Source organism: Bacillus sp. FJAT-27225 (genome assembly GCF_001685025.1).
Lineage (GTDB): Bacteria > Bacillota > Bacilli > Bacillales > Cytobacillaceae > Bacillus_D.
The window spans coordinates 562700-582745 of sequence record NZ_MAYU01000001.1 but is presented as its reverse complement, the minus strand read 5'-3'; the positions used below and the strand labels follow the sequence as shown (position 1 = coordinate 582745).

25 protein-coding genes are annotated in these 20046 nt (G+C 43.1%); 23 read left to right on the top strand and 2 right to left on the bottom strand.

What is annotated here, in order from left to right:
* Positions 1–35: 35 nt before the first annotated feature.
* The 11 genes from A8F94_RS02995 to A8F94_RS02945 all read left to right on the top strand — a co-directional run bounded on the left by A8F94_RS02995 (position 36) and on the right by A8F94_RS02945 (position 10364).
* On the top strand, positions 36–884 hold the full coding sequence (locus tag A8F94_RS02995; protein WP_066195399.1) for a DegV family protein: 849 nt from the start codon (positions 36–38) through the stop codon (positions 882–884).
* Positions 885–1373: 489 nt separating this feature from the next.
* A complete protein-coding gene (locus tag A8F94_RS02990) occupies positions 1374–1973 on the top strand; it encodes an HD domain-containing protein (RefSeq protein ID WP_066197210.1) in 600 nt (199 codons plus the stop codon).
* Positions 1970–3850 (top strand): ABC-F family ATP-binding cassette domain-containing protein, encoded by a 1881-nt coding sequence (locus tag A8F94_RS02985; RefSeq protein WP_066195396.1) that lies wholly within the window; start codon positions 1970–1972, stop codon positions 3848–3850. The genes A8F94_RS02990 and A8F94_RS02985 overlap by 4 nt, the downstream gene beginning before the upstream one ends.
* A 178-nt stretch (positions 3851–4028) precedes the next feature.
* Entirely contained in the window at positions 4029–5165 is a 1137-nt protein-coding gene (locus A8F94_RS02980; protein WP_066195393.1) for a conserved virulence factor C family protein, read from the top strand.
* An 87-nt stretch (positions 5166–5252) separates the two neighbouring features.
* On the top strand, positions 5253–5687 hold the full coding sequence (locus A8F94_RS02975) for a BrxA/BrxB family bacilliredoxin (protein WP_066195390.1): 435 nt from the start codon (positions 5253–5255) through the stop codon (positions 5685–5687).
* Positions 5688–5782: 95 nt separating this feature from the next.
* On the top strand, positions 5783–6556 hold the full coding sequence (locus A8F94_RS02970) for a class I SAM-dependent methyltransferase (RefSeq protein ID WP_066195387.1): 774 nt from the start codon (positions 5783–5785) through the stop codon (positions 6554–6556).
* A gap of 223 nt (positions 6557–6779) precedes the next feature.
* Complete coding sequence (locus tag A8F94_RS02965) at positions 6780–7373, top strand: YpjP family protein (protein ID WP_066195385.1); 594 nt, start codon at positions 6780–6782, stop codon at positions 7371–7373.
* Positions 7374–7524: 151 nt separating this feature from the next.
* Positions 7525–8226 carry an anthrax toxin lethal factor-related metalloendopeptidase gene (locus tag A8F94_RS02960; RefSeq protein ID WP_066195383.1) on the top strand — a complete coding sequence of 234 codons (702 nt, stop codon included), beginning with the start codon at positions 7525–7527 and terminating at the stop codon, positions 8224–8226.
* Positions 8227–8326: 100 nt separating this feature from the next.
* Complete coding sequence (locus A8F94_RS02955; protein ID WP_066195380.1) at positions 8327–9121, top strand: thymidylate synthase; 795 nt, start codon at positions 8327–8329, stop codon at positions 9119–9121.
* A complete protein-coding gene (locus A8F94_RS02950; RefSeq protein ID WP_066195378.1) occupies positions 9118–9618 on the top strand; it encodes a dihydrofolate reductase in 501 nt (166 codons plus the stop codon). The genes A8F94_RS02955 and A8F94_RS02950 overlap by 4 nt, the downstream gene beginning before the upstream one ends.
* Positions 9618–10364 carry a lysophospholipid acyltransferase family protein gene (locus A8F94_RS02945; protein ID WP_066195375.1) on the top strand — a complete coding sequence of 249 codons (747 nt, stop codon included), beginning with the start codon at positions 9618–9620 and terminating at the stop codon, positions 10362–10364. The genes A8F94_RS02950 and A8F94_RS02945 overlap by 1 nt, the downstream gene beginning before the upstream one ends.
* A gap of 13 nt (positions 10365–10377) precedes the next feature.
* On the opposite strand, the gene A8F94_RS02940 is transcribed toward A8F94_RS02945, so the two are convergent.
* On the bottom strand, positions 10378–10617 hold the full coding sequence (locus A8F94_RS02940; protein ID WP_066195372.1) for a hypothetical protein: 240 nt from the start codon (positions 10615–10617) through the stop codon (positions 10378–10380).
* Positions 10618–10925: 308 nt separating this feature from the next.
* On the opposite strand from A8F94_RS02940, the gene tatA reads away from it, so the two are divergent.
* From tatA to A8F94_RS02880, 12 genes are all read left to right on the top strand, one after another.
* Positions 10926–11129 carry a twin-arginine translocase TatA/TatE family subunit gene (gene tatA, locus A8F94_RS02935; RefSeq protein ID WP_066195368.1) on the top strand — a complete coding sequence of 68 codons (204 nt, stop codon included), beginning with the start codon at positions 10926–10928 and terminating at the stop codon, positions 11127–11129.
* Positions 11130–11338: 209 nt separating this feature from the next.
* On the top strand, positions 11339–12082 hold the full coding sequence (tatC, locus tag A8F94_RS02930; protein ID WP_066195365.1) for a twin-arginine translocase subunit TatC: 744 nt from the start codon (positions 11339–11341) through the stop codon (positions 12080–12082).
* A 341-nt stretch (positions 12083–12423) separates the two neighbouring features.
* Positions 12424–12969 (top strand): amyloid fiber anchoring/assembly protein TapA, encoded by a 546-nt coding sequence (gene tapA / locus A8F94_RS02925; protein WP_066195362.1) that lies wholly within the window; start codon positions 12424–12426, stop codon positions 12967–12969.
* Positions 12970–12992: 23 nt separating this feature from the next.
* Complete coding sequence (sipW, locus tag A8F94_RS02920) at positions 12993–13574, top strand: signal peptidase I SipW (protein ID WP_066195359.1); 582 nt, start codon at positions 12993–12995, stop codon at positions 13572–13574.
* Between the two features lie 77 nt (positions 13575–13651).
* The gene (locus tag A8F94_RS02915) at positions 13652–14272 is read left to right on the top strand and encodes a TasA family protein (RefSeq protein WP_066195356.1); all 621 of its coding nucleotides are present in this window, start codon (positions 13652–13654) and stop codon (positions 14270–14272) included.
* Between the two features lie 127 nt (positions 14273–14399).
* Positions 14400–15071, top strand: a complete 672-nt coding sequence (locus A8F94_RS02910; RefSeq protein WP_175384345.1) for a TasA family protein — start codon at positions 14400–14402, stop codon at positions 15069–15071.
* A 101-nt stretch (positions 15072–15172) separates the two neighbouring features.
* Positions 15173–15382 carry a hypothetical protein gene (locus tag A8F94_RS02905; protein WP_066195351.1) on the top strand — a complete coding sequence of 70 codons (210 nt, stop codon included), beginning with the start codon at positions 15173–15175 and terminating at the stop codon, positions 15380–15382.
* 73 nt (positions 15383–15455) lie between these two features.
* Positions 15456–15731 (top strand): DUF2535 family protein, encoded by a 276-nt coding sequence (locus A8F94_RS02900; protein WP_077247585.1) that lies wholly within the window; start codon positions 15456–15458, stop codon positions 15729–15731.
* 101 nt (positions 15732–15832) lie between these two features.
* The gene (locus tag A8F94_RS02895; protein WP_066195348.1) at positions 15833–16675 is read left to right on the top strand and encodes a DegV family protein; all 843 of its coding nucleotides are present in this window, start codon (positions 15833–15835) and stop codon (positions 16673–16675) included.
* Between the two features lie 360 nt (positions 16676–17035).
* Positions 17036–17629: an SCO family protein gene (locus A8F94_RS02890; protein WP_066197206.1), complete on the top strand. Its 594-nt coding sequence runs from the start codon at positions 17036–17038 to the stop codon at positions 17627–17629.
* Between the two features lie 221 nt (positions 17630–17850).
* On the top strand, positions 17851–18681 hold the full coding sequence (locus tag A8F94_RS02885) for an SGNH/GDSL hydrolase family protein (protein WP_254660773.1): 831 nt from the start codon (positions 17851–17853) through the stop codon (positions 18679–18681).
* Positions 18678–19256, top strand: coding sequence for a YpmS family protein (locus A8F94_RS02880; RefSeq protein ID WP_066195342.1), 579 nt, complete (start codon positions 18678–18680; stop codon positions 19254–19256). Before A8F94_RS02885 ends, A8F94_RS02880 begins: the two co-directional genes overlap by 4 nt.
* Before the next feature lie 20 nt (positions 19257–19276).
* Here A8F94_RS02880 and A8F94_RS02875 read toward each other — a convergent pair whose 3' ends face one another.
* The gene (locus A8F94_RS02875; RefSeq protein WP_066195339.1) at positions 19277–19855 is read right to left on the bottom strand and encodes a DUF4397 domain-containing protein; all 579 of its coding nucleotides are present in this window, start codon (positions 19853–19855) and stop codon (positions 19277–19279) included.
* Positions 19856–20046 lie beyond the last annotated feature (191 nt).

Sequence of the window (20046 nt, the reverse complement as noted above, 5' to 3'; positions counted from 1 at the left end):
AAATACGAATTTATAACAATAAAGGGGGATTTTCTTTGAAAAAAACAGCCTGGGTAACGGATAGCACCGCATTTCTTGATGAGGAACTGCGGGGCAATCCGGACCTGTATTCCATCCCATTGACGGTAATCATGGATGGCCAGGAGTATGCGGACGGAATTGATTTGACTGCCGGTGAGCTTTTTTCCAAGCTGCGCGAATTAAAAACGCCTCCGAAGACTTCGCAGCCATCTGTTGGGGCGTTCAAGGATTTGTTTGAAAAACTGGCCGAAAACTACGACGAAATAATTACCGTACTTCTATCATCCAAACTAAGTGGAACGGTCTCTTCAAGTGAGCAAGCTGCCCAGTTGGTAGACATTCCTGTTACGACGATTGATTCCAAAATTCTTGCTTTCCCATTGTCGGCTCTTCTGAAAAAGGGAATTGCGCTGAGCAGGGAAGGGAAAGATGCAGCCGCAATCAAGGAGGAACTTGAACGATATCGTGATGAAAATGAGACATATGTATTGATTGGCAGCCTTGAACAATTGCACAGGAGCGGCCGGATGGGCGGCGTGCAATTTTTCCTCGGCAGCATGCTCAGCATCACACCGATTATTTCGATTGAAGATGGGAAGTTGGAAGTAAAAGAAAAAGCCAGGAGCAGCAGGAAAGCAAAAGATAAAATCGAAGGCTATCTGCGTTCTGCATACGAAAAGCACAAATTTAAAGAAGTGTATTTACTTTATGGCCTGCATGAGGACGCAGCGCTGGATTGGCAAACGGAATTGGAACCCCAATTCCCGGAACTCAAGTTTATCCGCTGCCCGCTTGGTGCTGTCATCGGGGTTCACGCCGGTGAAAATACACTTGGGATTAGCTGGTATCATAACATTGGTTAAGTATTAAGCAAATTTGCTGAAATCAGGCTGCCGAAGAAATATTCGGCAGCCGTTATTATTTTGAGCTTAAATACAGGATTTCACTGTAACCTTTAGGCAAAACCAAGGACAAAACCCAGTGACGGAAAGGTGAAAATGTCCTTGAGAAAGAGTTTCAAGGACAAAACCCCGTGTCGAAACTGTGAACATGTCCCTGAGCAAGGGTTTCAAAGACAAAACCCGGTGTCTAAAAGGTGAAAATGTCCTTGGGCAAGAGTTTCAGAGACTAATCAAAAGTTTGAAACCCCAGAAGTATCCCTTCTAGGCAGGTCCATATACCTCATGTTGATATGGAACCGAATTACATAAACCAGATTGTCTGTTTACAATAAGACTTGAAACACCTGTATCTTTAAGGCTAATGCCTTTCATGGTAAAATATCAGGATGAAAGGAAGTGCGCCTTTTGGAACAGACGATTGCCACAATAGAAGAATACGTGAAATCCGAGATGGGACAGGATTCAACCGGCCATGACTGGCACCATGTCAACCGGGTCAGGAAGAATGCCCTGCTGATTGCAAATTCGGAAGGCAAAGGTGATACCGCCATTATTGAAATGGCAGCCTTGCTTCACGATATACCTGATGAAAAGCTGAACCCTTCAGCAGAGGCGGGAAGGCAAAAGCTCGACGATTTTTTTATCCAAATAGGATTATCGGCTGCTGAGAAGAAGAAAATCGACGATATTGTTTACTCGATTTCATTTAAAGGCGGGAACGGCGGGCCGCTTCCTTCAATTGAAGCCGAAATAGTCCAGGATGCTGACCGCCTTGATGCAATTGGTGCCATCGGGATTGCCCGGACTTTTGCCTATGGCGGTAAGAAGGGCCAGCCTATATATGAGCCGGTACTTGAAGTTAGGGAAAACATGACGCTTGAGGAGTACCGGAACGGAAAGTCATCTACTATCAACCATTTTTACGAGAAGCTGTTGAAGCTCAAAGAATTACTCCATACAGACACTGCGAAAAGAATGGCCGAAAGCCGGCAAAGAGCGATGGAGGAGTTTCTTCAGCAATTTTATAGAGAGTGGGATTGCAAGCTATGAAAATGCTCACCGTTGAAAATCTATCAAAAACATACGGAGAGAAAAAACTTTTTAATACAATTTCGTTTACGATTACAGAAAAAGAAAAGATTGGCCTGATTGGTGTTAACGGGACAGGGAAATCTTCGCTTTTAAAAATCATTGCAGGTGTCGATGATTCGGACTCCGGAGAGATTATTGCAGCAAAGGACTACAGGATTGCTTATCTTGACCAGCAGCCGGACCTGGATCCTGACCTTACCGTCCTGGAGCAAGTGTTCCATGGTGACGCTCCAGTCGTTAGGGTAATGCGCAGGTATGAGCAATGCCTGGCTGAACTTGAATTATCACCGGGCAATGAGCAGGTTCAGGAGCAGCTTTTTTCCCTTCAAAAAGGAATGGATGCCGTAAATGGCTGGGATGCTAGCACGAACGCGAAGACAATTTTGACAAAGCTGGGTATTGACGGATATCAACGGAAAATCGGCGAGCTGTCGGGAGGCCAGAAAAAGCGGGTCGCGCTGGCAAGCGTACTGATAGAAGCACCCGATTTACTGATCCTGGATGAGCCGACAAACCACCTTGATTTCGACTCAGTCAAATGGCTCGAGGATTACTTGAAGAGTTATGCGGGTTCCGTTTTGCTTGTCACACACGACCGTTATTTCCTTGACAGGGTTACAAACAGGATTATGGAGCTTGATGGCGGAAATATCTATACGTATAAAGGAAACTATGGAAGCTTCCTTGAAGCCAAAGCTATCCGTGAGGAAAACGAAGCTGCAACTCTTGAGAAAAAGAAGAACTTGTTCAGGCGCGAACTTGAATGGATCCGCAGAGGCGCAAAGGCTCGTTCTACAAAGCAAAAGGCGAGAATAGACAGATTTGATAAGCTCGAAGAACAAGTTTCAAGTGGCAAAAGCCAGGAGAAAGTCGATATTTCACTTGCAGGCAGCAGGCTCGGAAAACAAGTTTTCGAATTGAAGGATGCAAGCAAGGCATACGGCGGAACGATGATTCTTGATCAGTTTAACCTGCTTGTTAAGCCGGGTGACCGAATTGGAATCATCGGAAAGAACGGGACAGGCAAATCGACACTGCTGAATATTCTTGCCAAACGGATTCCTTTGGATAACGGCGAATATGAAATGGGTCAAACCGTCAAAATCGGCTACTATACGCAAGAAAATGAAGATATGGATGAAAGCCTGCGGATGATTGAGTACATCAAAGAAACAGCACAGGTTATCAACACCACAGATGGGAAAACAATTTCAGCCTCGCAGATGCTTGAACGGTTTCTCTTCCCTCCCTCAACTCATGGAACACCGATCCGGAAGCTGTCCGGCGGGGAGAAGCGGAGATTGTATTTGCTCAAGATATTAATGGAAGCTCCAAATGTTCTGTTACTGGATGAGCCTACAAACGACCTTGATACCCAAACTCTGACAGTTCTGGAAGATTATCTTGACGATTTCCCTGGCGTTGTGATTACTGTTTCCCATGACCGTTATTTCCTTGATAAAACCGTAGAGCAGCTTATTATTCTAAAAGGCGGAGGAACTATTGGAACCCACTTTGGCAATTACTCTGAATACATGGAGAAACAAGCAGAGTCAGTCAATACATCCGCGGCTAAAACTCCTCCTGCACAGCCACAAAGGTTAAAGGAAAAAAAGAAAAGACTGTCTTACCACGAACAAAAGGAATGGGAATCCATTGACGGCGATATAGCCGCAGCAGAAGAGAGGCTTGCCGAAATTTCTGAGGAGCTGGCAAACACCGGGAGCAATTTCGAACTGGCAAGCAAGCTGATGCAAGAAGAAACCGAATTGAACGAAGAGCTTGAACGGTTAATTGAACGGTGGTCATATTTGTCTGAAATAGCAGAAGGCTAGCCAGATGCTAGCAGGTGCTAACGGTTTGGCAGCAACAGTTTTTTAAGGCATCCCGGTGCCCCGGGATGCCTATTTACATGCGTCTTTATAACTTCCCTAAAATAGCCACAGTCCTGCAGTCTTGTAAATTGGAAGAATCCCCGTAGTTTGTGATACAGTAAAAAATGAGGTGATACGAGTGAAAATCAAGTCGATCGAACCGACTCCGAGCCCGAATACGATGAAGATTAATCTTGACCAAGAGCTTCCAATGGGCAAGAGCCATAATTATAAAAAAGACAACCACGAAGGTGCTCCGGCAGTGATCCGCAGCATTCTTGACATTGAAGGCATAAAAGGTGTTTACCATGTAGCAGACTTTATTGCTGTAGAACGTAATGCAAAATATGACTGGAAGGAACTGCTGGCAAAAGTCAGAGGTGCATTTGGTGACGCAACTTCTGCTGTCGAACAGGCCCAGGAAGAAATTTCTCATTTTGGCGAAATCCAGGTACAAGTCCAAATGTTCAAGGATATTCCGCTTCAAGTCAAGCTTTTGGATGGAAATGAAGAAAAGCGCTATGGAATGCCTGACTATTTCCTTGAAGCGCGTGAACAGGCCCAGCTCGATGGAGACAATTATATTTTGCTAAGAAAATGGCAGGATTTTGGTGTACGCTACGGAGAATTTGATCAGATTGGCCATGAGGTCATTGAGGAACTGATTGCCGCCTATCCAAAGTCCAGACTTGATGAAATTATTAAGGCTGCCAAAGCTGCTGGCCCATCCGCGCCAATTAAGCCGACACGTGAAAGGCACCGGATTACCTCTGAAGACCTGGATCATCCAGAATGGCAGATTAGGTATCAGAAGTTGGAGCAAATTCCTGACCCTGAACTCGAGGACTTGCCTATGCTCGAGAAAGCCCTGCAGGACGAAAAGCCATCGATTCGAAGGCTGGCAACCGTCTATCTTGGGATGATAGAGGACAAAGCGGTATTACCGCTACTTTACAAAGCATTAAAGGATAAAAATGTTACAGTTAGGAGAACAGCTGGCGACTGCCTGTCCGACCTTGGATTCAGCGAAGCTGGTCCTGAAATGGCAAAGGCTTTAAAAGACGCTAGCAAACTTGTCCGTTGGCGTGCCGCAATGTTCCTTTTTGAAGTAGGTGATGAATCTGCCCTTCCAGCCCTAAAGGAAGCAGCCGATGATCCTGAGTTTGAAGTTGCATTGCAAGCCAAAATGGCAATGGCACGCATTGAAGGCGGAGAAGAGGCAAAAGGGTCCGTGTGGAAGCAGATGACCGAGGCGAGAAAGGCGAACCTGCAATAGCATTTCTTTAAACAAAAGGTTTCGAAGAATGGAATATGGAAATTATTTATAGTATCCTAATAATAATGAAACGGAGGGATTTTTGCTATGTCAATGGCATATGAAGAATATATGAGGCAAATGGTGAAGCCGATGCGCGATGAACTCGTAAACGCAGGCTTCAAAGAACTGACAACTCCTGAAGAAGTCGATTCATTCATGGGAGAAGAAAAAGGAACAGCAATTGTTGTAATCAACTCGGTTTGCGGCTGTGCAGCAGGCCTTGCCCGCCCGGCGATTACTCAAACGGTTTTGAACACTGACAAGAAACCTGATCATCTGGTAACTGTATTTGCAGGCCAGGATAAGGAAGCAACTGCCAAAATGCGTGAGTATTTCGGCGACATTCCACCATCTTCGCCTTCAGTTGCACTTCTGAAAGATGGCCAGGTTGTCGATTTTATTCCACGCCATGATATTGAAGGCAATACATTGGAAGGGCTTATGGAGCACCTTTCTACTGCAATGGAGAACAAATTTTAAGGGATGCCGTTTGGCGTCCTTTTTTCAACTCAAATTACCTGCATTACAAAACTGCTCGCCGATTGGCAAGTTTTCTACTAGTAGGAGAATACGTTATGTTTGTAACAACTGCTTACCGTGTGAATGAAAATATGTTGAATAGAGCAAAAAAGGCTGCCAGTGATCTATCTATTCCCCTTCTGCCTAGAGGAAAAAAATCGATTCCACAGATGCAAAAAGAAACAGGTTCTGCCTGCATCGTTGTAGGTAACGAATCCATCAAGCTTTATGGTATAGGAGAGGACAAGCCATTTTTCTTTCACCCGTCTTCAGCGATGTTCCGGGTCAAGCGGCTAATAGAGGGTGGCACCGATCCGCTGATTGAGGCAGCCGGGCTCCAAAAAGGAGGCTCTTTTCTCGACTGTACACTTGGCCTTGGCTCTGATTCGATTGCCGCAAGTTTCGCGTCAGGGATCGAGGGTACCATAAATGGCCTTGAGGGCAGCAAATATATTGCCTATTTAGTAAAACAGGGACTTTCCAGCTGGCCTACGGGTATTGGGCTACTTGACGACGCTATGAAACGGGTTAACGTTATTCATTCTGATGCGTTGTCTTATTTAAAAAGCTTGCCTGACAAATCAGTTGACTGTGTTTATTGGGATCCGATGTTTGATGAAGGCATTGAGGAATCGGAAGGCATCCGCGCGCTTCGCCAGTTTGCCGAATACAGGGGCCTTGGCGGGGAAGAGATCGAAGAGTCATTAAGAGTCGCCCGCCAACGGGTTGTTCTGAAGGACCATTTCAGAAGCCCACGCTTTGAAGAGTTCGGTTTTACAAGGAAAATCCGGAAAAATGCAAAATTCCATTATGGATTTATTGAAAAATAAAAGCCGGCCCTAACAGCCGGCTCTATTCTCAATCAGCGATCGATAAATAAACAAAATAGCCAAGCATGACCAACCCGCCAGTCATAATCACCCAATCCATACTCTTCCCACCCCTAAAGAAAAATTTTCATTATAGTTATTATATCCATATTAAAAACTTTAAAACTCATACCACTCCATTAAAAAAAGAAGTATAATAGATTTATACATAAAAAAGGGGGGACTGGCATTGAAAAAGTGGATACGTAAATCATTCGTTGTCATGGTATCGATCCTGACATTCGGATTGGTTACACCAGCCCAAATAGACCTTTTACAACAAGCGAACGCGGATAACAAACCTTCAGGCCGTGATTCTGCAGAATATGGTCCATCGCTGGAAACACATGCCCCGCCAGTTTCTGAGATTACCCGTGAACAATTTGTCGAAGAGATGGTCAAGCTTGCAGAGGCGAGGTCATATGAGAAGTTCGGGACGAGAATCAAACCAGTGATTGAGAATGAATTCAAGGAAATTATCCTTCCTAATATTGAAAAAGCGATTTCTAATACAACTGCCCAGTTTCCTGAAGAAGATTTGAGTGAATTGGTGATTTCCGAACAGCCAGGCGCGGGTCTTTCCGAAAAAATCTTCCATATCAAAGACGTACGGACAGGCAAGGATGTCATCCGTTTCCATGTTCGGCGCGATAACCCGCCACAGGCAGGATACTGGTTTAATTTTCATTACCATACTGCCCATGACAGATTTCAGGAGCATCATGAACTAGGCAGTATATATTGGGATAAGAACACTCCGCCCAAGTGGATGGCCTAGTAGTTAATTATTTTCATAGATAAGAATTCAACCCGGCCATTGCCGGGTTTTCGCTTTTTAGCCACAATTTCCATCGTTTCCTTGTCTGGTTTCCACTGTCAAGATGGTATAATTTCAATAGATACTAAACTATAAAACTGGGGAAATGAGAATGAAGAAGTTTCTTTATTTGGCTGTTCCTGTTGTGTTGTTTTTTTTCCTGGTGTCGACTTCCGAAGCGTCTCCGGGCGGTGTCGCGCTTGCTCAATTCAGCGGTGAGTCCGAGCTTGGACAGCAGCTAGAAAACTCGGATCGGGACATCCTGGCAGAAACTATTTTGCTGCCCGAAGATTCCTTTGACACTGTCGAGGCAGCAGAAATGATCCGGCGCATTGCAAAACTGCCCCAGCCGCTGCTTAACAGAATAGACGAAGAGGGAATCAGAGTCCGGCTTTTTGAAGGAAATCTGACAGATAATCCGACCGCTAGCCACCTAAAGGGTAAAACCCCGAGGGGCTACACAAACGGTGCTACATGGGACTCAGTTCCGGGTATTGGCGGGGCAGAAATTGTCCTTGTAAAAATTGGTGCAAGTGAAAAAGGGAAAGGGCATGGATCGATTAATCTGGAGCTCCATGAGCTCGCCCACTCAATTGATCATTTAGTTTATAAAGATTTTTCTGACCAGGATTCTTTTCAAGCTATATGGAAAAAAGAGCGGACAGAGCTTTTTCCAGGCCGGGATTATTTTATCATCTATCCTGAGGAGTATTTTGCTGAAGCATTTGCTTATTATTATTTTTCAGCAGAAAGCAATGCCTTCCTTAAAAGTACGGCTCCGCTAACATATGAATTGATAAAAGGCCTGGATTAATAACCGGGCCTTTTTATTAACATAAAAGCATTGTTTCGTTGACCCCCCCTTACAAGATAATCTAAAATAAAAAGGACAAACATAGGGAGGGTCTCAACAAATGAAACAATATCTAGATCTTTGCCGTCATGTTCTTGAGAACGGGACAGAAAAGGGCGACAGGACCGGGACGGGTACAATCTCGACATTTGGCTACCAAATGCGATTCAACCTGCAGGAGGGCTTCCCGCTTATTACAACTAAAAAATTGCACTTAAGATCGATCATCCATGAATTGCTCTGGTTTTTGAACGGGGATACCAATATCCGTTACTTGCAGGAAAATGGGGTAAGGATTTGGAATGAATGGGCAGACGAAGCAGGCAATCTTGGACCGGTTTACGGAAAACAGTGGCGGTCTTGGGAAGGTGCTGACGGTACAACGGTTGACCAGATTAGTGAGCTGATTAGTCAAATCAAGACGAATCCGAATTCACGCCGGCTGTTAGTAAACGCATGGAATGTAGCAGAAATCGATAAAATGGCTCTTGCTCCTTGTCACTGCCTGTTCCAATTTTATGTAGCGGACGGGAAACTGTCATGCCAATTGTATCAGCGGTCGGCAGACGTATTCCTTGGCGTGCCGTTTAACATTGCTTCCTATGCACTGTTAACGATGATGATTGCACAGGTTTGTGATCTCGAGCCTGGTGAATTCGTCCACACGTTTGGCGATGTACATATTTATAAGAATCATATTGAGCAGGTGAAGGAGCAGCTTAGCCGTGAGCCGAGAAAGCTGCCTCAAATGAATATCAATCCTGATGTAAAAGATATATTCTCATTTAAGTACGAAGATTTTACACTAGAAGGCTATGATCCTCATCCTCACATTAAGGGAGTTGTCTCTGTATGATTTCGTTTATCTGGGCCATGGATGAAAACAGGGTAATCGGCAGAGACAATAAACTGCCTTGGTATCTCCCTGAGGATTTAAAGTTTTTTAAACGGACCACAATGGGGCATCCCATCGCGATGGGAAGGAAAACATTCCAATCGATCGGAAAGCCATTGCCTGGCCGTGAAAATATTATCATTACCCGGAATAAGGAGTTCACATGTGAAGGCTGTACTGTATTTTATTCAATGAAGGATTTTCTCGAGTATAGCAAAACAAAAGATGAAGAGATCTTTGTAATTGGCGGAGCCGAAATTTTCCGTGAACTTTTCCCATATGTGGATAAACTCTATTTAACACTGATTCATGAGCAATTTGAAGGAGATACCTTCTTTCCAGTATTCCTTCCGAATGAATGGGAATTGATTTCAAGAGAAATAGGCATCAAGAATGAGAAGAATCCGTATGACTATGAATATCTTATCTACAGCAGGAAAACTGGCGGAGGGAAATAATGATCCGGCTCATTGTATGTTTTGCCTATATTAGCGGCTATCTCCTCTATAGCACAATTGAACTGCGCCGCCTGAAAAAGCTGAATCCTCTTCTATCGGTAGCGGAGAAGGATAGAATCATCCATGCGACGCCTAAACGCTGGTCTCGTACAATCATGAAATTGACCGGGTCAAAGGTTGATGTAATTGGGGAAGAAAACATCCCCGAAGGAGCTGTCGTTTTCATCTCGAATCATGAAGGCGATTTTGATGTACCTGTCCTGCTCGGCTACTTGGCCAAACCGTTTGGTTTCATTTCCAAAATGGAAGTGAAAAAAGTGCCGGTCATGAGAACATGGATGGATTTGCTTAGCTGTGTATTCATCGATAGAAGAGACCGAAGACAGGCGATTACGTCAATACGTGAAGGGGCCGAAATCTTGAAAAAGGGCCATTCAATGGTGATTTTCCCTGAAGGAACGCGGAGCAAAGGAGGCGCTGTAGGCACATTCAAATCCGGAAGCTTTCGTCTTGCCAAGGATGGGGGAGTCCCGATTGTTCCTGTTTCCATCCAGGGGACCGCAGATGTTTTTGAAAAAAATGGCCGCCTGATCAGGCCTGCCGGGATTACCGTCACAATTGGGAATCCAATCATGCCGAAAATTTTTCTCGTGAAGGATTTGAAGCAGGTTGCCGAAGAAGTAAGACAGACAATTATAAGGAATATGGATACACCTCCTAATAAAAAACATCAGCCGGCCGGCTGATGTTTTTTGCCCGTTATTCCAGATTACCAGATTGTTCGTACTCGCTGAGCTTTCCCATCATGTTCCTGAAATCGTCAGGGCTTCTGAATTCATCTTCCTGAAAATGCGCTCGAATCCATTGAATCAATTCCGAAGGGCTGTTAAAGAAAACTCCGCTTGTATCGCTTTTGCGGATCATATAGCGGCCGTTGTCCTCATCAATCGTCACTTCAACTGGAAGTGCACATTCAAAGCTATCCAATGAAAACTCCATCCATCCCACTCCCTTCGGATCTTATTTGGTATAGTATATGTAGTTGCTTTCCGTATAATCAACTGAACACCGTCTTTTTTAGCAAACCAGAATTCAGTATCGATTGACTTAAGCCTGCGTTCTTGTTACATTTGTACAGCAGGGCATAGCTGGTAATTCATTGAAATGCAAAATATCACATTTGTGGAGAATCATTTGGATTTTGTGAACTTACTATGAATTTTAACTATATTTAAACCAAAATCGTTTATAAAGTACTATAATCATAGTAGATTTATCATTATGAAACGCTAAAGGGGTTGTACACTATGGGATTGAGTAATATTGGTGTTCCCGGATTAATTCTAATCCTTGTTCTTGCATTGATCATTTTTGGTCCTAAGAAGCTTCCTGAAATTGGACGCGCATTTGGCCAGACACTCCGTGAATTCAAAAAATCCACCCGCGAACTGACTAGCGATGTCATGGAAGATTTTGAAGAAGATAAGAAGAAGGCAGAGAAAAAAGCTTAATCTTATACATTCATTTATGTAAATCAGGGGGTTCACTTACCTTGCGAGCTTGAGGGCGGAGCTTGGGAAGGAACCCTTTTGTTTAAACTATAATTCAAAATTTTAACCCCCTTAACTTCGCCAAAAGGCTCGCAGTTGTGCGGGCTTTCTAATAAAGCTTTTAAACTGCTCCGAGGAAAAGGTAAAAAGTACATGGCAGGGAGAAAGATATGGAAGATAAAGAATTAAACTTAGTTGATCATCTTGACGAGCTCAGGAAAAGAATTATTATTACAGCAATTGCCTTTGTGGCTTTTTTCATTGCCGGGTTTATGTATGTGGAAGAGATTTATCAATGGTTTGTCCGCGACCTCGAAGTCAAGTTGATTGTGCTCGGGCCTAGCGATATTGTCTGGGTTTACTTTGCCCTGGCTTCGTTAATCGCCATTGCCGGCACAATTCCGATTTTGGCCATCCAAATCTGGCTGTTTGTAAAACCGGCGTTAAAGCCAGTTGAGCGGAAAATATCGCTTTCCTATATTCCAGCTCTGTTCATCCTGTTCATAGCTGGCTTGGCATTCGGTTATTTTGTTATTTTCCCGAACGTGTTGAAATTCCTGGTCAATCTGGGCGGCGACATGCTCGTCACCAACTTTACCGCTGATAAGTATTTCCGGTTCATTATGAATATGACCTTGCCATTCGGTGTATTGTTCGAGCTGCCGGCAGTTGTCATGTTCCTGACTTCACTCGGAATCCTTAATCCTTATGTGTTAACAAAAATTCGGAAATATGCTTATTTCATTTTAGTAGTAATCGCAGTTGTCATCACGCCGCCGGATCCAATGTCCGATTTTCTCGTGATCATCCCTTTGCTGCTTCTATACGAAATCTCTGTCAATCTATCAAAATTCGTCTTCAAGAAACGGCAAAAACGGCTTGAAGCAGAAGAAACCGAGCTGGCAGCTGAATAATTTACATTAACTAACCCTGGCCAAAACGGCTGGGGTTTTTTTGCGCAGCAAAGGGACATAGCGGCTAATCACTAATTTCTAACCTTGCTTGCAATTTGATTGCAATAGGTTTTTTTATTTGACTTAAAAACCACTATAAAGAACGAAATATTCTTAATAAAAAACGAAATAGTAAGAAAACTGAAGATAAAAGGAGGAAAATAACGAATTAAGTTAAAAAAACGGCAAAATATCGAATTTTCAGGGTTTTCTATCTCCTCCAATCTTTTTTATACTAAGAACGCTAGGTTCTTTAAAGAGAACGAATGAATTTTAATAGACTCACAATAGGAGTGAGAACAATGATAAGCCGTCGTGAACGCCACAGAAAAAATGCTGTATTTTCTAACCTGTTCAAGCCAATTGTTATCCTGTACATACTTATTTTCATCATTACAGCCATGACAGGAGGAACAAATGCTTCTTTCAATGATTTAGAAAATGTCAATGTATCTTTTAAGTATGGTGAAGAGGTTTGGGATAAAAGCTCTTTAAGTTTTGAGAATAAATTTGGACTTATATGTCAAAAGCCATCTTTAGTGCTTTTTACAGATATAAAAAATGTCGGAAGTACAATGCAAGGCACAACTAAATTTGAACTCCAATTTGACCCAACCCAAACACCTACACGTAAAAAGCCAGGAACTACTGTATTTTCAGGTGAAATTCCAGCATTAAGTTCGAACCAAACTTTCACTCTAAAGACACCGGCAGGCTTTGATGTTAAACCGGGGATATACAAATTCAGGGCCTACCAAAGACCTGGGCATTCCGGAAATCAAGTTATCTGGGGCGGGGAAATCAGGGTGACTGAAAAAGATATTAATTCATGTAAAACCGCCAACTAATACAGATAAAAGAGGTGATCGAAATGAAAAAGGACAAGAAGTCATCGAAAAAAATTTGGGATCTTCTTTATTATAGTGGATTCACAGTTCTTCTTGTTCTGATTGCTATTGTCTTGTGGGGGCGATTTACAGGAGGTGAACCTAATCTATTAGGCTATCAGCTGAAGAAGGTCATGTCTGGATCCATGGAGCCTACTTTTTCAACGGGTTCTTTAATACTCGTTAAAAAAATAGAGAATAGAAGTTCTTTGGAGAATGGGGATATTGTCAGTTTTATCGATAACAATAGCCTAACAACCCACCGAATCTTAAAGGTAACAAATGAAAATGGCCTGTTGGCATTTCAAACCAAGGGTGACAACAATGCTCATCCAGATATGAAACCTGTCTATGCTGGGAATGTGGTAGCAAAGTATACAGGGGTAACCATTCCATTTTTAGGATATGTATTAGATTTTCTCGGTTCCAATAAAGGAATAGGGTTATTAATGATTATCCCAGGAATACTACTCGTCGGTTATTCAATCTTGACAATAGGAAGTGCTATTAAGGATATCGATAGGCGGCTTAAACAGGCCAAGGGAGAATCAAAGGAAGCAGTCTAGATGGTGGCAGCTCCTTTACTAGAAGGAGTTTACATACATGCCTGGGAAGGGCGACTATAAATAAGGAGGTATTTAGAATGACCATTAAAAGAAAAATGAGTATGGGCATCCTTGCTGGGGCATTAGGATTATCACTAATTGGCGGAGGAACCTGGGCTGCGTTTAACGATGTGGAAGAAGTAAACAATAGTCTACTTGCAGGGACTCTGAATCTTGAGGTCGGTGAGGGTACGACTTTTGACTTTCCATTGAAAACCTTAAAGCCAGGAGACTCCATCACCAGCCAGCTGGTTCTTGAAAATGCTGGTTCGCTGGATATCAATGACATTCTTGTTGATGTTGAAAAGCTTGAAGGCTGGAAAGATAAGGATGAACTTGAATTAGGTATAACCAATACAGAGGATGAATTCCTTCAACAATTTTCAATCGTAGTAAAGAAGGGTGAAACAGCAGTCTACACAGGCACGCTTAAAGACCTTGTCTACGCTGACTTTGGAAAGGAACTAACTGGAACTAAGCATGATGAAGTTGGTATTGAAAAAGATGGATCTTTAACTTTAGACATTCTAGTTACTTTCGTGGATAATCCAGCGAGGATCGGGGATACGAGGCATTTTGTCCAAAACAAATACCAGGGTGAACAATCCAACCTTCGCTTTGTTTTCGAAGCAACCCAAATGCCAGGGGAAGAAAGGTAATAGAGTATGTATATCGGAAAAGGGAGGATATCTAATCCTCCCTTCTTTAAAACTAGCAAAATGTCCGCATAGCCATGCCGAAATAGATAAAAGCATGGACGAAAGCGAAAGAAAGGACATTGATGGAATGAAAAAACTTCTATTAACGATGGTTTGGGTAATACTCCTAGCAGCCTATCTTCCAATGGCAGCTCTGGCAGACCAAACCGAAGCTGGCAAGAACGTGAAAGAGATCGATATTACCACTGTCCCTGAAGAGTTTTTAGTCCAAGTGGAAAATTTTAAACCGGGTGACTGGGTAGTCCGAGAGTTGAAAGTATTAAACAGCGGAAAGATGGATTTTTATTATTCCTTTGAGAATTCGTTCTTGAAAGGCTCAGAAAAACTTTATAACGAGCTTTTACTCAAGGTGACAAGTGAAAAAACAACATTGTTTAACGGAAAACTCAAAGACTTTAAAGAGTTGAATCCTAACTTTTTAGCAAAGGGAAAAACAGAGATTCTAACAATGACTGTGGAAATGCCTTTTGAACTTGGCAATGAATATCAGGGACTTGGGACCGAATTTCTTTTTAAATTATATGCAACAGGTGAAGAGGATATAGTGATTCCACCTGGGGATAAACCAACAGGACCTTCCAAGCCAGTTGGGCCAGGGGGGAATTCCTTGCCCTTGCCAAATACAGCAACTGGCATGTTTAGCTTACTAGCTATAGGAATAGGGTTGGTAACAGCAGGGGGATACCTGTATATTCTTAGTAAAAAGAAAATGATGAAAACAGGTTTAAATCGACCTTGAATAGGATAAAGGCTATCAAGGTCTTTTTTTGTTATACCATCATATCCAAAGTGGTAGTTACGTAAAGTATAGTAATAGATAAGATTAGGGGAGCGAGAGGGATGTATAAAAAGGTATGTACTGAGTGTGATAAGCCATCGTTCAGCAGCGTTGATTCAGGAACGTGGCTTTGCCCGGTATGCGGGGCGGATATATCAAAAGTAACTATTCAGGCTTCTGAAAGCCACGATAGGCAAAAGAAGGTTGATCATTTATCAGTCCGATATGTCAAGCAACATAGTCAGAAGAAACTTTATCATGAATTGGTTTAATCCATCTTTTCAAAAATCTGCGCATAATCAGACACATTTCGAACTTTAAGTATTGTATACTATAATCAAACGGGTGAAAAAGAGGATTGATACTATTTTATTAGTGAAAAGCCTGGAGTTCACAAATGCAGTTGGACAGAAGGTAAAGATTGTGGAGATTCCTGTATTGGAGGAAGATAACCCAAATCAGTTTATGATCCGTTTCCGTTTGCAGAAGTTTATGTCAGGTCTAAACGAGGAACAGCGGCCGAAATCCAGCTATTCCTTTCGGGAGTACTTGAAGAGTAATTTGAGATGGCCTGATTATGAGCAGCTTTATAACAGTACTAAATTGAAGAACAATGCTTAATCAGTTGGGTGCCGGGCTGCCGGTGCCCTTTTTATTTGGTAACTTCGCAAGACAATCGGTATAATAAATAGCAAGTGTAAATTAGCAGGGAAGTGAATGTATTGGCTAAGATTAAGATTGTAACAGATTCTACACATGATTTGCCAAAGGAGACAATTGAACAATATGGTATAGAAGTCGTTCCTTTGACGATTTCAGTTGCTGGGAAAACGTACACTGATGGAGTAGATATCGAGCCGGAAGAATTTTTGGAACGAATGAAAAATTCACCGGAGCTGCCGAAAAGTTCACAGCCGTCCGCTGGTGCTTTTCTTGAGGTGTATGACCGGCTTGGAGCAGAAGGATATGAAGTCCTGTCTATACATATGACTGGTAAAATGAGCGGTACAGTCCGGTCAGCAGAAAGTGCTGCAGGGATGACTGAGACAAACGTGACGGTTGTTGATTCAAAGTTCATTTCAAAGGCCCTTGGTTTCCAGGTAAGGGAAGCCGCTATCATGGCGGCAGAAGGGAATACGATGGATGAAATCGTTGCCCGCCTTGATGAAATGATCGGAAATACGCGACTTTACATAATGGTTGATACGCTGGAGAACCTGGTGAAGGGCGGGCGGATTGGTAAAGGCCGTGCTTTCCTTGGCTCGCTCTTGAATATTAAACCGATTGCCTCTCTTGAAGGTGCCGAATACAATCCTGTCGCAAAGGTACGGAGCTACACTCAGGTTGTGAAGTTCTTGGCCAAGCAGTTTGCTGAGGATGTGAAAGGGAAAACGGTTAAAAGTGTCGGAATTGCCCACGCTGGAGCGGAAGATCTTGCCGGGAAAGTTGCTGACAGCATCCGTGAAGCAACAGGTTTTGATCAGGTAGAAATCGATTATACAAATTCAACGGTCAGCACCCACACAGGGCCTGGTGCGTTTGCATTGATGTATCATTTTGAATAATAATAAAGGGTCGGGCCATTGGGTTCCGGCTCTTTTTTAATTTTGGATGTGCTAAATGAAAATGTGATTTTTAAGTCGTTGATTGGAGCGAAAGACACGTNTAAGGCGCGAAGACTCGTTCGAAAATGCAAAGAGCGCATTTTCTCCTGCGATGCTTTTTCTTGGAAGCTTATTCAACGTCCTGCGGGAGAAAAGGTCAGTGGGAGACCCCACAGGCGCATGCGCCGAGGAGGCTCCCAGGCCGCCCGCGGAAAGCGAAGTGCCTGGAGCGTAAATCAACTTTCACCTTTACATTTAATTAAAACGATTTCCTTTTCAGGCCTGAAAAGGTTTGGTAAGATAGGGACGACTATAGAGAAAATGACGGCGGTGACTCCCTTGAAAACAAAAGCAATTCTCTTAATGGTGGCAGTATGTGCGATGCTGCTGTCAGCCTGTAGCAAGGAGCTGGATGGTGCCGAAAACTGGGACCTCCAGGAGTTTACGTTTACAAACCAGGAAAATGAGAAATTTGGAACGAAAGACCTCGAGGGTAAGGTGTGGATGACCAGCTTTATCTTCGCCAACTGCGAAACTGTCTGCCCACCTATGACGGCGAACATGGTCGAAATTCAGAAACAAGCCGAAGAAGAGGGCATCGAGAATATCCATTTTGTTTCCTTCACAGTTGACCCGGAGAATGATTCTCCCGAAGTTCTTAAGGAGTACAGTGAGAAGTTCGATGTTGACCTGAAAAACTGGGATTTCCTGACTGGCTATGAACAGGAAGAAATTGAACAGTTTGCCTTGGAAAACTTCCAGTTGCTTGTAAAAAAACCTGAGTCGGATGACCAGGTGATCCATGGTACTTCCTTTTACCTAATCGGTCCCGATGGAAAAGTGAAGAAATATTACTCTGGCGTGTCAGACGTACCAAAGGACCAAATAATCGAAGATATCAAGAAACTTCAATAAAGCCCAGTTTCGGGCTTTTTTGCTTTGCCTCTCTAAAAATCAAAGTAATTCAGCGGTTTTGATCCATAATTCAGCGATTTTTAGAATAATTCAGCGGTTCTGGCAATCGCTTCACCAACATTCGGGTTCTATAAACAGTTTCCCAGTTTGTCCCGGTGTTTTACAGGCATCCAAGCAATTTTCGCATGATATAATAAGATATAGAAAGGACGGTGAAGCGTGTGTGGAATAAAGCGGGATTAATTTTTGCTGCGGGTCTTATCGTAACGGCTTGTGCAGTCAACTTTGAGTGGCATACCCATAAGGAAAGAAAAACGGTGATTGAAGCTGAACGATCGATACCTGAAGATTTTATCCCACGCACGTTTAAGCTTGCAGCGATCGGGGATTCTCTTACACAAGGTGTCGGGGACAGCACGGATAGCGGCGGTTACCTTCCATACTTGAACGAAATGCTAGAGCAGGAAAAAGGGGTAAAAGAAGCAAGCTTCATAAATCTCGGTGTGCGTGGGACGAGAAGCGACCAGCTGCTAAGAAAGCTTGAAACGGATAAAATGCAAGAAGCCATAGCCGAATCCGATATTGTCATAGTCACGATTGGCGGAAATGACGTGATGAAAGTTGCGCGTGAGAACATTCTCAATTTACAATATGATGCATTTGAAGAAGAAATGGTTTCGTATACAGAGCGGGTCAATGAAATTTTTAAAAAAATTAGGTCTGAAAACCCTGAAGCAGCGATTGTCCTGGTTGGCATTTATAATCCGTTTGGAAAATGGTTTACGGAAGTAGATGAGCTGAACCAGATTGTCGACGATTGGAATGAAGCAGGTAAATCGGTTGTCTCGCAGTACCCAGATTCCTATTTCGTTGGGATTGATGACTTGTTTGTTACGACAGATGTGAATTTGCTTTTTGACGACCAGTTTCATCCGAATGATAAGGGGTATCAGTTAATTGCGGAGCGTGTGTATGAAACGCTTGGTGAAGAAGCGCTGCCTGTTCTGGCCCGAAAAGACGGGACTGCAGCGGATGAGGAGAATTCAGAATGAAAAATAGGTGGAAAACCGCCTTCTTTGTTTTGCTCGGATTGGTGCTAATTACCGTTGTTGGCCTTCTGGTTATGGCCATCCTTCCAGGTGAGAAACCCAAGCCTTCTGAGAAAATCGATGAAAGCGGCCATGTTGGGTTTTTGATCCGGACAAACAAAGAAGACGTCAATAAATTGGTCAATTATTATCTTGAAAAAGAAGTGGGCAACGCTCCGATTGACTACAAAGTACAAGTTGAGGACGAGGTTGCGCTTTACGGCAGTGTGCCATTTTTCAGCCAGGAACTGGACATGAAAATGGCATTTGAACCTGAGGCTCTCAAAAATGGAGATCTTCTCCTGAATCAAACAACTTTGCAGGTCGGCAGGCTGAAATTGCCTGTGCCTTATGTCCTGGATTATATCAGGAAAAATTATAAACTCCCAGCGGGGGTAGAAATTCTTCCAAATGATGAGTCAATTTATATCCATATGAAGGAATTAAAGCTAAAAAGTGATGCCAAGCTAAAGGCAAATACCTTTGATTTAAAGAAGGATGACATTTCGTTCACATTGCTTGTACCTGTTTCAGAATGAGTGCCGGAGATTTCCCGCACTCATTTTTCTATGATAAAAACAGCTTCGTCTTGCAAGATGCAAATAAGATACGCTTTGTTTTCTTCAAAAAAAGAATCATGCATTGGCAGGACTATGGTTTTGGTCCCGTTAAGCCTAGCTTCAAGATTATAGTGGGCTGGTGTGAGCCTAAGAACGTGAGTAACACCGAGATACTGGAGGCCGGGAAAGACAACATCGCCCTTATGGACAGAGATGTCAAGCGCTTGCTGCTGGGGCGCAAGGTGAAGAAATTTGACCACCGATTCACCTCTGGGCACACTATCATCAAAGCCGCATATAACGATTTCAGCCTTTCCTTCTGATACTGTTATAGCGATTAAATAGTTATGTTCCTTTTCGATTTGCAGCCATCTTGTACCAATCCATTCACCACCATCGTACACATCCACTTGGCACCCACCCTCGGGTAGCGCGACCATCCTGCTCAACTTTTTATAGTGAAGGCCTTCGACTAACGGAAGACCGTTGACATGGATCCCCACACCTTGCAGCATGCTTCCAAGAAAAAAGTAGCCGTACCCTCTTCCTTGCAAAGGCATTTCTTTGTAAAAATCCATACTCATCCTCCTTAAAATGGAAACATATGAATTAATTGTTTACAATTTACTTGAACTTGCATATACTAAGAATATCTTATGAGAGGCGGGTGAAGTGTTATGAGCAAATCTATTCTTTTTTCAGTTGTCATGAACTCTAACACAGCCCGTACGGCTATTTAGGCAAAAAGGGACAAATCTGTCCATTTCTC

What these genes read in the sequence shown, in the direction of transcription:
- A8F94_RS02960 (WP_066195383.1), top strand. Translation starts at nt 7,525, where the DNA reads ATGAAGAAGTTTCTTTATTTGGCTGTTCCTGTTGTGTTGTTTTTTTTC.
- A8F94_RS02915 (WP_066195356.1), top strand. Translation starts at nt 13,652, where the DNA reads ATGACCATTAAAAGAAAAATGAGTATGGGCATCCTTGCTGGGGCATTA.
- A8F94_RS02990 (WP_066197210.1), top strand. Translation starts at nt 1,374, where the DNA reads ATGGGACAGGATTCAACCGGCCATGACTGGCACCATGTCAACCGGGTC.
- A8F94_RS02985 (WP_066195396.1), top strand. Translation starts at nt 1,970, where the DNA reads ATGAAAATGCTCACCGTTGAAAATCTATCAAAAACATACGGAGAGAAA.
- A8F94_RS02890 (WP_066197206.1), top strand. Translation starts at nt 17,036, where the DNA reads ATGACGGCGGTGACTCCCTTGAAAACAAAAGCAATTCTCTTAATGGTG.
- sipW (WP_066195359.1), top strand. Translation starts at nt 12,993, where the DNA reads ATGAAAAAGGACAAGAAGTCATCGAAAAAAATTTGGGATCTTCTTTAT.
- A8F94_RS02910 (WP_175384345.1), top strand. Translation starts at nt 14,400, where the DNA reads ATGAAAAAACTTCTATTAACGATGGTTTGGGTAATACTCCTAGCAGCC.
- tatC (WP_066195365.1), top strand. Translation starts at nt 11,339, where the DNA reads ATGGAAGATAAAGAATTAAACTTAGTTGATCATCTTGACGAGCTCAGG.
- A8F94_RS02905 (WP_066195351.1), top strand. Translation starts at nt 15,173, where the DNA reads ATGTATAAAAAGGTATGTACTGAGTGTGATAAGCCATCGTTCAGCAGC.
- A8F94_RS02875 (WP_066195339.1), bottom strand. Translation starts at nt 19,855, where the DNA reads ATGGATTTTTACAAAGAAATGCCTTTGCAAGGAAGAGGGTACGGCTAC.
- tatA (WP_066195368.1), top strand. Translation starts at nt 10,926, where the DNA reads ATGGGATTGAGTAATATTGGTGTTCCCGGATTAATTCTAATCCTTGTT.
- A8F94_RS02955 (WP_066195380.1), top strand. Translation starts at nt 8,327, where the DNA reads ATGAAACAATATCTAGATCTTTGCCGTCATGTTCTTGAGAACGGGACA.
- A8F94_RS02940 (WP_066195372.1), bottom strand. Translation starts at nt 10,617, where the DNA reads ATGGAGTTTTCATTGGATAGCTTTGAATGTGCACTTCCAGTTGAAGTG.
- A8F94_RS02950 (WP_066195378.1), top strand. Translation starts at nt 9,118, where the DNA reads ATGATTTCGTTTATCTGGGCCATGGATGAAAACAGGGTAATCGGCAGA.
- A8F94_RS02880 (WP_066195342.1), top strand. Translation starts at nt 18,678, where the DNA reads ATGAAAAATAGGTGGAAAACCGCCTTCTTTGTTTTGCTCGGATTGGTG.
- tapA (WP_066195362.1), top strand. Translation starts at nt 12,424, where the DNA reads ATGATAAGCCGTCGTGAACGCCACAGAAAAAATGCTGTATTTTCTAAC.
- A8F94_RS02970 (WP_066195387.1), top strand. Translation starts at nt 5,783, where the DNA reads ATGTTTGTAACAACTGCTTACCGTGTGAATGAAAATATGTTGAATAGA.
- A8F94_RS02975 (WP_066195390.1), top strand. Translation starts at nt 5,253, where the DNA reads ATGTCAATGGCATATGAAGAATATATGAGGCAAATGGTGAAGCCGATG.
- A8F94_RS02945 (WP_066195375.1), top strand. Translation starts at nt 9,618, where the DNA reads ATGATCCGGCTCATTGTATGTTTTGCCTATATTAGCGGCTATCTCCTC.